General features: G+C 40.8%; 10 protein-coding genes. 7 read left to right on the top strand and 3 right to left on the bottom strand.

What is annotated here, in order from left to right:
• Nucleotides 1-3 precede the first annotated feature (3 nt).
• Nucleotides 4-978 (top strand): mannose-6-phosphate isomerase, class I, encoded by a 975-nt coding sequence (gene manA, locus A5888_RS06635; RefSeq protein WP_086350293.1) that lies wholly within the window; start codon nucleotides 4-6, stop codon nucleotides 976-978.
• 306 nt (nucleotides 979-1,284) lie between these two features.
• Here the strand turns inward: manA and A5888_RS06630 are convergent, their stop codons facing one another.
• The 3 genes from A5888_RS06630 to A5888_RS06620 all read right to left on the bottom strand — a co-directional run bounded on the left by A5888_RS06630 (nucleotide 1,285) and on the right by A5888_RS06620 (nucleotide 5,024).
• On the bottom strand, nucleotides 1,285-1,965 hold the full coding sequence (locus A5888_RS06630) for a type 1 glutamine amidotransferase (protein ID WP_086350292.1): 681 nt from the start codon (nucleotides 1,963-1,965) through the stop codon (nucleotides 1,285-1,287).
• Nucleotides 1,958-3,310, bottom strand: coding sequence for a Mur ligase family protein (locus A5888_RS06625; RefSeq protein WP_086350291.1), 1,353 nt, complete (start codon nucleotides 3,308-3,310; stop codon nucleotides 1,958-1,960). Before A5888_RS06625 ends, A5888_RS06630 begins: the two co-directional genes overlap by 8 nt.
• A 313-nt stretch (nucleotides 3,311-3,623) precedes the next feature.
• Nucleotides 3,624-5,024 carry a TrkH family potassium uptake protein gene (locus A5888_RS06620; RefSeq protein WP_086350290.1) on the bottom strand — a complete coding sequence of 467 codons (1,401 nt, stop codon included), beginning with the start codon at nucleotides 5,022-5,024 and terminating at the stop codon, nucleotides 3,624-3,626.
• 333 nt (nucleotides 5,025-5,357) lie between these two features.
• On the opposite strand from A5888_RS06620, the gene A5888_RS06615 reads away from it, so the two are divergent.
• The 6 genes from A5888_RS06615 to glyA all read left to right on the top strand — a co-directional run bounded on the left by A5888_RS06615 (nucleotide 5,358) and on the right by glyA (nucleotide 11,550).
• Entirely contained in the window at nucleotides 5,358-5,894 is a 537-nt protein-coding gene (locus tag A5888_RS06615) for a helix-turn-helix domain-containing protein (RefSeq protein WP_086350289.1), read from the top strand.
• Between the two features lie 204 nt (nucleotides 5,895-6,098).
• Entirely contained in the window at nucleotides 6,099-6,674 is a 576-nt protein-coding gene (locus A5888_RS06610) for a thymidine kinase (protein ID WP_086350288.1), read from the top strand.
• A 613-nt stretch (nucleotides 6,675-7,287) separates the two neighbouring features.
• Nucleotides 7,288-8,361: a peptide chain release factor 1 gene (gene prfA / locus A5888_RS06605; protein WP_086350287.1), complete on the top strand. Its 1,074-nt coding sequence runs from the start codon at nucleotides 7,288-7,290 to the stop codon at nucleotides 8,359-8,361.
• Nucleotides 8,354-9,187 carry a peptide chain release factor N(5)-glutamine methyltransferase gene (prmC, locus tag A5888_RS06600; RefSeq protein WP_086350286.1) on the top strand — a complete coding sequence of 278 codons (834 nt, stop codon included), beginning with the start codon at nucleotides 8,354-8,356 and terminating at the stop codon, nucleotides 9,185-9,187. The genes prfA and prmC overlap by 8 nt, the downstream gene beginning before the upstream one ends.
• 26 nt (nucleotides 9,188-9,213) lie before the next feature.
• Complete coding sequence (locus A5888_RS06595; protein WP_086350285.1) at nucleotides 9,214-10,239, top strand: L-threonylcarbamoyladenylate synthase; 1,026 nt, start codon at nucleotides 9,214-9,216, stop codon at nucleotides 10,237-10,239.
• A gap of 72 nt (nucleotides 10,240-10,311) precedes the next feature.
• Nucleotides 10,312-11,550, top strand: coding sequence for a serine hydroxymethyltransferase (gene glyA / locus A5888_RS06590; protein ID WP_086350284.1), 1,239 nt, complete (start codon nucleotides 10,312-10,314; stop codon nucleotides 11,548-11,550).
• The last annotated feature ends 440 nt before the right edge of the window (nucleotides 11,551-11,990 follow it).

Below are 11,990 nucleotides of genomic sequence, written 5' to 3'. Positions count from 1 at the left end.
ACTATGAATCAACCACTGTTTTTAAAACCTGTTTTCCAAGAAAAAATTTGGGGAGGAAACCGTCTGCACTCTGTTTTTGGGTTCGATTTGCCAAGTGATAAGATTGGTGAAGATTGGGCGATAAGTGCGCATCCTCATGGTGTAGGGACTGTCATCAATGGTGAATTTGCCGGTAAGAAGCTCGATGAGCTTTGGACGGAGCATCGGGAGTTATTTGGTCATGCAACGGGGGATGTTTTCCCATTACTAATAAAAATTCTTGATGCTGAGGATGATCTGTCTGTTCAGGTCCATCCGGATGATACGTATGGACTGGCGCATGAGGGAGAGCTTGGAAAAACAGAATGTTGGTACATTATCGATGCTGAACCAGGTGCATCAATCATTTATGGGCATCACGCAAAAACACGTGAAGAGCTGGCTGAAATGATCCATGAAGGAAAATGGGACGATTTATTAACTAAAGTTCCTGTTAAAAAAGGCGACTTTTTCTATGTTCCAAGTGGGACGATCCATGCGATCGGTAAGGGAATCATGATTTTAGAAACGCAACAAAGCAGCGATACGACTTATAGAGTGTATGACTATGACCGTAAAGATGATAATGGAAATCCAAGAGAGCTGCATTTACAGCAATCAATTGATGTAACCACGGTTCCTGCCAAGGCGCCTGTTCTGGAGATCCAACAGCAGAATCAAGGGCAGTCTACAGTAGTGACTTACTTGAAAACAGAATTTTTCAATGTTTACGAATGGTTGGTAAAAGGATCATTGAAATTGAAAAAGGGTGCACCATACACTCTGGCAACGGTTATTGAAGGTGCCGGAAGTCTGGTGATCGAGAAGGAAAATCCAACACAAAACGATAGCTATGAGTTGAAGAAGGGCGATAGCTTCATTCTTCCAACGGATATCGAAAAATGGCGTGTGGAAGGGGATATGACAATTATTGCGTCAGAACCTGGTGAAAAAGCATAATTGAGTAATCAAAAATAACATTTGAACCTTTAGTTTCTGGGGATCAAATGTTGTTTTTTATTTAGTCGATTTTCGTTTTATGACAATGATTCAGAGAACGACTAAAAGAATAATGATAATAGTTGCCTCTATTAATAGTAGATTTACAATATTTCATAGTTTTAAGCTGTAGGCTTTTGAATTTGCACACGCAGTGTTTTGCTGCTAGTCATAGATATATCTGTTACGAGATATTACAGAAATACAAAAGCATCTGCCTTAGAAATATATAAGGCAGATGCTTTTTTTAGGAGAAAAAATATCTAGTTAAACGCATTCGGTCTGCATTTTTTCTCCGTATTTTCTTTCTAATGCGGTGTTGATCAGGCGCATGCCAAGGTTTTCGTTTCTGGATAGGATCGGTCCGTGGAAATAAGAGCCGAAAACATTTTTATAGATGACTCCTTCAGAGCCGTCTTCAGCGTTATTCCCTTTTCCTTCGAGAACTTTACCAAGTGGTCGTTCTCCTTCGCCAAGGAATGTGCGGCCGTTGTGGTTTTCAAAGCCGTAGTAGGTTTCATTGAATTCTTCATTATGAATAACAATATCGCCAATATAGCGGCTATTTTCCTGACTAAGTGTGTAGTGATCCAATGCGCTGATCCCTTTGATTTTTTGCCCATCCGCACCAATATAATAGTGCCCTAGCAACTGAAATCCACCGCAAATGGCTAAAATAACGCCATCATCTTCGATAAACTGGGTAAGCGCCTCTTTTTTTGATTGGATATCCTGAGAAACAATCAGCTGCTCGAAATCCTGACCGCCACCGAAAAATACCAAATCATATTTAGTTGGATCAAAAGGCTCATAAATGCTGACGATTTCAGAATGGAAAGTAATCCCGTTTTGCTCAGCTAGATACTTCAGCATCAGCAGGTTTCCATTATCACCGTAAGTATTCAATAGATTTCCATAAAGGTGGCAAACACGTAATTCTTTAGACACCGTTCATTCCTCCTTGAATATAGCCTTGTGTAGTTAATGCTTTTCGTAACTGTAGAACAGCTGTATATGTAGCTAAAATGTAGACATGTTCCGTAGGCAGATTTTTGATTGCTGTAATGACCTCTTCAAGATTTTCGATTTCTGACAGTTTATCCTCAGAAATACCAGCAACCTTCAGGCGTAGAGCCATATCTTTATGACGATCACCACCGGCAATAACTGCTGGGATGTCCATATCTGCAAAGGCTTCGTGATTTCCGTCCCAGATCCAGCTAACATCAATACCGTCTGCGTAATTTGCATTCAGTAAGGAAACGAGAGAAAACGGGTAGGGAGACAAACCAATCATATCAATAACCTGATTTATCCCGACCGGATTTTTTACCAGTACAAGTGTACAGCGTTTATCGCCAATTTGAATAACTTCCTGTCTGCCAAATACTTTTTCATCGTAGCTCAAGCCCGACTTGATTTTTTCTTTCGACACGCCGTAATGTTCAGCAACAGCTGTCGCGGCAAGGGCATTATAAACATTGTACATACCACCCACCGCAATATCATATGCTCCACCATCGATTACGAATGCAGCAGAGACATTATCCATAGCTGTCATTTCAGTCAGCTGAACATCCAGCTCCGGACGTTTGAAATCACAATTTGGGCAGTAGTACTTACCCAGATTGGCATAAGTAATCATTTTATAGTGTAAAATATGGTGACATTTCGGACAAAGTACACCATCTGTGTTGTAATGTGCCAACTGCTCATGATCTGACTCATGATTAAACCCGTAATATTTTCTTGGGTTTACTGTTTCAACAGAATTAAAAATGGGTGAATCTCCGTTACAGATGATTGGCGCCTCCGGTGATGCTGCTGCGCCTTCAACAATCATTCGATAGGTAGTGTAAATCTCTCCATAGCGATCCATCTGATCTCGAAAAATATTGGTAAATAGAAATAGCTTTGGTTTTACATATTTTGTAACTGTACTCAGACTGGCTTCATCAATCTCAAGTACGGCAAATTTCTTCTGCCCTTTTTTTGCTTTAGCGGAAAGAAAAGTAGAAACAATTCCTTGGGCCATATTTGCACCTGTTGGGTTTGTTAATACATGATCGAATTCCTGCTTCAGAATGTTTACTGTCAACGCTGTTGTCAATGTTTTTCCATTTGTTCCAGTTACGACAACAATCTCATAATCTTTTGCTAATGTATCTAAAATTTTAGGGTCTATTTTTAATGCCAACTGTCCGGGATAACTGCTGCCGCCTTTGAAGAAAGTTTGCAGTACCCATTGTGAGGTCTTTCCGGCCAGAATAGCAAGGTGACTTCTAACGCCCATGATATCTCCTCCATCATTAGAGTGAACAATCAACGGTTGATTGGACTAAACTCAACCTATAATACCATAATTCAAGAAGTGTGACAAAGTAGGCTGTCTTTGAATACTCGAGAGCGAATGCGTGTGATTTTCAAGGAGAAATGGGAGAAAGTAAGGCTGTTCTAACGCTCAGGTAGGACACAAGAGAAGCTGTAGGAATGATCGGTGCTTAAGAATATATTAAGAGGGAGGAAAATATAAAAAAATCCGAGCTTATAGTGGTTGCATACAAGCTCGGGACTATAATTTTTTAATATCTATTTCTTAACGGATCCTATCCAATAATAATTTTTTCTGAAGGGTATTCGTAGCCTAAATCTCGTGTCTCTTTTGGAATGAACAGCATTAGGGTATAAAGCATACCGATTCGACCGATGAACATCAGTAGGGAAATCATGATTTTTCCTACATTGCTCAAATCATCAGTGATTCCGAGAGAAAGTCCGGTCGTTCCAAAGGCAGACGCGACCTCGACGATAATGGCAATCAGTGAATGATCCTCTGTTGCTGAGAGGAACACAACAGAAAAGAAGCACATCAATAAAGAAAGCATAAACACCACGACTGATTTTCGAACATCGTCATCATCGATTCGCCGACCAAAGATATTTACGTTGTCCTCACTTTTGATAAAGGAGTAAAGATACAAGCCAATAATGGCAATGGTTGTGGTCCGCACACCACCACCAACAGAGCTTGGGCTACAGCCGATGAACATAAGCATAGAAAAAATAATCAATGTAGTCACTTGAAAGTCACTTAGCTGATTGATCTGCAGCCCGGCGTTTCTAGTGGTCATGGAATAGAACATGGAGGTTATCCATCGATTGACTTCTGTCATATCCGCAAATAAATGATTACGTTCCAGCATATAGATCAGCAGAGTGCCCCCTATGAACAGAATAACGAAAGCCAACATCGCTATCTTGCTGAAGAGCGAAAATCGGAAAGGCAATCCTCGCTTTTTCTTTTTGAAGAATAGCCATTCACGAAATTCCATCAACACAGGAAAGCCGATCCCTCCAATGAAAATCAAGAACATCATAATGATCAAAAATAGATAATCATCAGCGAACGGAATGATTGAATCACCGGTCACGTCAAATCCGGAGTTGGTAACAGCCGAGATAGACTGATAAAAACCATAGAAAATGGCATCTCTCCACGTGTCATAATAGCCGGAAAAGTAGAAGTAGATAGAGAAAAAGGCGCCGAAAATAACTTGAAACCATAACAAGATGGAGAAGGTTATTCGTATTAGCCGTACGATTCCACTTAATTTAGGCTGATTCATATCAGTCATGATCAATTGGCGTTGCTTTAAAGTAATTCTGCGTTTTGACAGGATAATAAAAGCGGTTGAAATCATCATGATTCCCAACCCACCTACTTGAAAGAGTACTTCAAGTAAGACGATTCCTCGATCATTAAACACAGTATGAATATCAAAGGTCGTCAGGCCGGTCACACTAACCGTACTGACGGCCATAAAAAACATATCTAAAAAGGATACCTTTGATTCGGGAACTCTGAAAAAAGGTAGGTAGAACAGAAGCAGCGACAGAATTGTCATCAAAATATAGTAACTGACAATAATCTGAATCGAAGAAAAATGCTCCTGAATGAACTGGCGGATCTTTTTCTGAGAACGCCAGAGAAAACGACTGAAAAACATGGTAAGCCTCCTACAATATCAATAGAACAAGTATAGCAGAAAAACGCGTTGACGGAAGAATAAAAAGGAGGAAGCTATTTCGTTTAAATAAAAATGGTGGCAAGAAAAGAGATACCGCACTATTTTTTTCAAGCGAATGTCCGTAATGCAAGCTGAATGCTGTTTCTTAAACAACAACATAATTACCAAAAGAAAAACAGAAAAATATGTGGAAATACCTTATTCTATGGATATGCAACAAAGATGTGCGCAGGTGCAACTAATCAGCCATTGTAACTGTTACAAAGATTCTCTACTATAATAGTTAGAAGTAAGAAACTACGGAGGAAAAAAATGTTTGGTGAAAAGTTAAAAGAGCTGCGAGTAAAAAAAGGGATATCACAAGAAGAATTATCAGAGCTATTGGATGTTTCCAGACAATCCATTTCTCGATATGAAAATGGCACATCGCAACCGGATTTTGAAAAGCTGGTGCAATTATCAAAATACTTTGAGGTGTCAACAGATTATTTATTAGATAACAGGACAGAAAAAGCAACAACGGAGTCGACTAAGAATGAAGGAAAAGAGAAAATTACGATCATTAGTAAAATTGACGGGAAGATGTCTTCATTTTATAAGTTTACTTTGTCTCCTGTAGTAGGGAAAAAAGCGTATCATCCCGAGGTTTTACTGATGGGGATAGATGGGCACAGTTTTTGGGGTGACAGTTCAGTAGCATTAGGGTGGTACAAAGACAGAGCAGATGCAGAGAAAGAGCTAAAGAATATAAGCGAAGCAATGTCACAAGGAAGGTCGGTTTACGCGTTGGAGTATTCTGTGGGTGTGAAAAACAAAGGATTGTTTGATTTTGAAATGGATGAAGGCTAAAGTAAAGATATAGGATGAGGGAGGAGAAATTTTCACTGATGAATAGGTGAAAGTTTCCTCTTTTTTCTCTTGAAAAATGAATAAGTATAGAAAATTTTCTTAAAAAGAATCCAACGAATACATGCGCATTGAATTTACTACTGTAAAAACCTTCGGAAATATAGTAAAATACGAAAGGAACGAAATGAAAGGTGACAGTGAGAGATGGCACAACTATTTTTTAAATACGGCGCAATGAATAGTGGAAAAACAATTGAGATTTTGAAAGTTGCACATAACTATGAAGAACAGGATAAGCCTGTTGTTTTGATGACTAGTGGTCTTGATACACGAGATGGTATCGGAATGGTATCCAGTCGAATTGGATTGAAACGGGAAGCCACCCCCATTTTTGAAGAGACAAATGTCTATGAGTTGGTCAAAGCGTTAGATGTTCAGCCTTACTGTATACTTGTTGATGAATCGCAATTTTTGAGTAAGCATCATGTCATCGAGTTTGCTAGGGTCGTAGACGACTTGAATATTCCAGTTATGGCTTTTGGTTTGAAAAATGATTTTCGAAATGAATTATTTGAAGGCTCTAAGTACCTACTGCTTTATGCAGATAAAATCGAAGAGTTGAAAACAATCTGCTGGTTCTGTCATAAAAAAGCAATAATGAACCTTCATTATATAGATGGTCAACCCGTTTACGAGGGCGATCAAGTTCAAATTGGCGGAAATGAAGCCTACTATCCAGTGTGCAGAAAACACTATTTCCATCCAGAGGGCTCAGAATAACGACGAAAAAAAACGACATTCAATGGAATGATATGGAAACTGAACAATAATTTGAACAGTTTCCACAACAGAGAAGAGGAGGACTATTACTCTAGTGTAGGAACCTCTAGAAGTAATAGCTATCGGACCACCAAAATAAAGAAACTGAACAATAATTTGAACAGTTTCCACAATAGAGAAGAGGAGGACTATTACTCTAGTGTAGGAACCTCTAGAAGTAATAGCTATCGGACCACCAAAATGAAGAAACTGGACAATGACTTGGGCAGTTTCCACAACAAAGAAAAGGAGAACTATTACTCTAGTGTAGGAACCTCTAGAAGTAATAGCTATCGGACCACCAAAATAAAGAAACTGGACAATGACTTGGGCAGTTTCCACAACAGAGAAGAGGAGCGCCATTTCCCTTTAACCAAGTAAACTAGGGAACTGGACATCGGACCACCAAAATAAAGAAACTGGACAATGACTTGAACAGTTTCCACAATAGAGAAGAGGAGCGCCATTTCTCTTTGACCAAGTAAACTAGGGAACTGGACATCGGACCACTAAAATAGAGAAACTGGACAATAACTTGGGCAGTTTCCACAACAGAGAAGAGGAGTTAGAAATTATGTACGATCAGTTACAATCAATCGAAGATCGCTATGAAGAATTAGGAGAGCTATTGAGCGATCCGGAAGTGATCACTGATACGAAGCGTTTCATGCAGCTATCAAAGGAAGAAGCCAATTCAAGAGAAACGGTAGAGACTTATCGTCGCTATAAACAGGTCATTGATGGCATCAAAGAGGCCGAGGAGATGTTAGGAGAGAATCTTGATGCTGACATGGCAGAAATGGCTAAAGAAGAATTATATGAACTGAAAAAAGAAAAAGAAGTATTGGAAGAAAAAATTAAAATTTTACTGCTTCCGAAAGATCCAAATGACGATAAGAATATCATTATGGAAATCCGTGGAGCTGCCGGTGGCGATGAGGCTGCATTATTTGCTGGAGATTTATTCAATATGTATCAAAAGTATGCAGAAGCACAGGGCTGGCGAGCAGAGGTATTGGAAGCAAATATCACGGGTATCGGTGGATATAAAGAAGTAATCATGATGATCAGTGGGGACAATGTTTTTTCTAAATTAAAATATGAAAGTGGTGCGCATCGCGTACAGCGTGTCCCATCTACTGAGTCACAGGGGAGAATCCATACATCGACAGCGACTGTTGTTGTGATGCCGGAAGCTGAAGAAGTAGAGATCGATATTGCCGATAAGGATATCCGTACAGATATTTACCATGCTAGTGGAGCGGGTGGACAGCACGTCAATAAGACAGCTTCTGCGGTACGTCTAACGCACATTCCAACAGGTGTTGTAGTTGCGATGCAGGATGAACGTTCACAGCTGAAAAACCGAGACAAAGCAATGAAGGTCCTGCGTGCCAGAGTGTATGACATCATTCAACAGGAAGCGCAAAGTGAATATGATGCCAATCGTAAATCTGCGGTAGGAACAGGTGATCGTTCGGAGCGTATCCGTACCTATAATTTCCCGCAAAACCGTGTGACAGATCATCGTATCGGTCTGACGATTCAAAAGCTGGATCAGATTCTTGCTGGAAAGCTGGATGAAATCATTGATGCCTTGGTTCTTTATGATCAAACATCGAAGCTGGAAGAGATGCAGAATGGGTAAAAATTATTTTGAAGTCCTGAAACGGGCTTCTTCTTTTTTAGAGGAAAACGGAAAAGAAGGGTATGCGATCCACTATCTTTTTCTGGAAAGGAAAAACTGGTCTAAGACAGACTGGCTTTTGCATATGAAGGATGAAGCGTCTCAGGAAGATCAGCAACAGATAGCTGCTGATTTGGAGAAGCTGATGGAGGATAAACCGCCTCAGTATTTATTAGGCTATAGTGATTTTTACGGGCATCGCTTTATGGTCAGTCAAGAGACACTGATTCCTCGACCGGAAACTGAAGAGCTAGTCGAGCATTGCCTAACAGAAAATACTCAGGAAACATTGACCGTTGTCGATGTCGGTACGGGAACCGGTGCGATCGCGATCAGCTTGAAGCTAGCAAATCCGAAATGGCAAGTATTGGCAGTGGAGCTATCGGAAGGTGCGTTGCGAGTTGCTGAGAAAAATGCAAAAAATTTACATGCGGAAATTTCATTCTTTTTAGGAAATGGGCTATCTCCAGTGCTGGACCAATCGATTGATATCTTAATCTCTAATCCTCCGTATATCAGTGCTGATGAGTGGGCATTGATGGATGAAAGTGTGAAAAAATATGAACCGTATATGGCGCTGTTTGCTGAAAAGCAAGGGTTGGCAATTTATGAACAGCTAATCGAAGAAGCGAAGCGTTGCCTAACTCCCAAAGGGAAAATATATTTTGAAATTGGTTTTCAGCAGGGAGCAGCAGTGAAGACGTTGATCGAGGCAGCTTTCCCTGAGAAAAAAGTAAGAATCGAGCAGGATCTTTTCGGTAATGATCGCATGGTCGTCGCTGATTAGCAGTAATGAGAAAGGGCGGAAGAAAGATGGAGACAAAACGATTTACAGCGAAGGATATCAAAGAAGCAGCGGCTTGTTTGAGGCAAGGTCAGCTGGTCTCTTTTCCTACAGAAACGGTCTATGGACTGGGAGCAAATGCCCTCTCAGAAGCAGCAGTCAAACAGGTTTATGAAGTAAAAGGGCGACCGAGCGATAATCCATTGATCGTTCATGTGAGCAGTAAAGAGATGATGCAGAAGTACGTTGAAGAGCTCCCAGAAGCAGCGGATCGTTTGATTCAGCATTTTTGGCCGGGACCATTGACCTTGATCGTGCCAATGAAGAAGGGGACTTTTTCGTCGGCTGTTACAGGCGGCCTCACTACGGTTGCCTTTCGAATGCCAAATAATCCATTGACCTTGGAGCTGATTAAAGAAGCAGGTGTTCCTTTGGTAGGTCCCAGTGCAAATACATCGGGAAAACCGAGTCCAACAACTGCTGATCATGTGTATCATGATTTGCAGGGGAAAATTGCTGGGATTCTCGATGGTGGTGCAGCAGAGATTGGCGTGGAATCGACGGTTCTTGACTTGACTGATTCACTTGCTGGGCCGACAATCCTACGTCCAGGTGCGGTCACTAAAGAAGCCTTAACTAAGGTGATTGGGGCTGTGGCGATCGATCAGCATTTACTCAGTGAAAAGGAAGCGCCTAAGGCTCCGGGAATGAAATACAAGCATTATTCTCCCGATGTTCCCGTATGGATTGTACGGAATGAACCGGAGGAGTGGCATAATGCGGTGGAATGGGCTACAAGTCAGAAGAAGAGAGTTGGCTTGTTTGCCGGAGAGGATATCGTGTCTCTTTTTGGAGAGGAGCAACGGGTCGAATGCTATTCTTTTGGTAAGAATACCGTTGAGCAAGCAGCTAGATATCTTTTCTCAGGTCTTCGAGCGTTGGATAAAATGGATATAGATGTCGTTTTTGCGCCAGCTTTTCCCGAAACCGGATTAGGAGAAGCTTATATGAATCGTCTGAAAAAAGCGGCGAATCAAAAAATTTTCAAAAACTGATCGCTTTTTCAAGTAGAGCGGTATGAATTATGATACAATCGAAACAAGAAATTAAATGAGGTGTTGTCAACTATGAATTATCAAGAATTTGATCCAGAGGTTTGGGAAGCAATTGGAAAAGAAAAAGAGCGTCAGGAAAATAATCTGGAGCTGATCGCTTCGGAAAATGTTGTCTCTGAAGGAGTCATGGCTGCTCAGGGAAGTATCTTGACGAATAAATACGCAGAAGGATATCCTGGTCGACGTTATTATGGCGGTTGTGAATATGTCGATATCGTTGAGAATTTAGCAATCGATCGTGCGAAGGAATTGTTTGGTGCAGCATTTGCCAATGTTCAGCCGCATTCAGGCTCACAGGCGAATACAGCGGCATACTTGTCCTTAATCGAACCGGGAGATACAGTCATGGGGATGGATTTATCTGCTGGGGGACATCTGACACACGGTTCGCCAGTAAACTTTAGTGGAAAGACCTACAATTTTGTCAGTTACGGAGTAGATCCTGTAACGGAAGTAATCGACTATAATGTCGTACGTATTCTAGCAAGAGAGCATCAACCAAAACTGATTGTTGCCGGAGCAAGTGCCTATTCACGGACGATTGATTTTGAAAAGTTCCGTGAAATTGCGGATGAAATCGGAGCAAAATTAATGGTGGATATGGCTCATATTGCTGGTTTGGTGGCAGCTGGTCTGCATCCAAATCCAGTGCCATTCGCGGATATTACGACATCTACAACACATAAAACGCTACGTGGACCACGAGGCGGCTTGATTTTGACAAATGACGAAGAGCTGGCGAAAAAAATCAACAGCAATATCTTCCCGGGAATTCAAGGCGGGCCGTTGGAACATGTGATAGCTGGTAAAGCAGTTGCATTCAAAGAAGCATTAAATCAAGATTTCAAGGATTACAGTGAACAGGTCATAGAAAATGCGAAAGCAATGACGAAAGTGTTCAATCAAGCACCGGAAGCACGTTTGATTAGTGGAGCAACAGATAATCATTTGCTATTGATCGATGTCACTGGCTTTGGATTGAACGGAAAAGAAGCAGAAGCGCTTTTGGATACAGTAAATATTACTGTTAATAAGAACTCTATCCCATTTGAACAGTTGAGCCCGTTCAAAACAAGTGGTATTCGTATTGGTACGCCAGCGATTACTACGCGAGGGTTCAGAGAAGAGGATTCTGTAGAAGTCGCCAAGCTGATTGTCAAAGCATTGAAGAATCATGATAATGAGTCAGTTTTAGCAGACGTCAAGAGCTCTGTGAAAGAACTTACGCAAAAACATCCATTGTATAAATAATAAAAAAGTGAGGCCCTATTCGATTGGAATAGCGTCTCACTTTTTTTGTAGAAATCATTGAGTAAATACAGTTTCCTGTTTCATCTGAAGGACACAAAATAAAGCATCTAAATTGCTTAAACTCTGTGTGTAATCAAAGAATATCTGGTTGCAAGGTTCAAGCAAAAACTGCTACTCCCGTTACAGTCCCTACTGATTCAATGCAAAGCACAGCGACTCTATCGATTCTTCACTGCTTCATCAATGAACGCTACTTTCCTTTTTTAGAAACTAGCCTAGCGCAATCCGAGGGGCATAGATTCGTTTCTTTTTTGACTTATACAGTCAGCTTCTTCCTTAATAACGATCAACCCTGTTTACTTTTCATTTCCCTTTTCCTTTTTCGTCTGTTTGACCAGACAACCAGCAACAACATCAGATACAGTCTTTTTTTATTGCTA

Origin of the sequence: Enterococcus sp. 9E7_DIV0242 (genome assembly GCF_002140975.2) — a bacterium.
Taxonomy (GTDB): Bacteria; Bacillota; Bacilli; order Lactobacillales; family Enterococcaceae; genus Enterococcus_L; species Enterococcus_L clewellii.
Note: the sequence above shows the minus strand (reverse complement) of the source record. Positions and strands in the feature narration are given on the sequence as shown.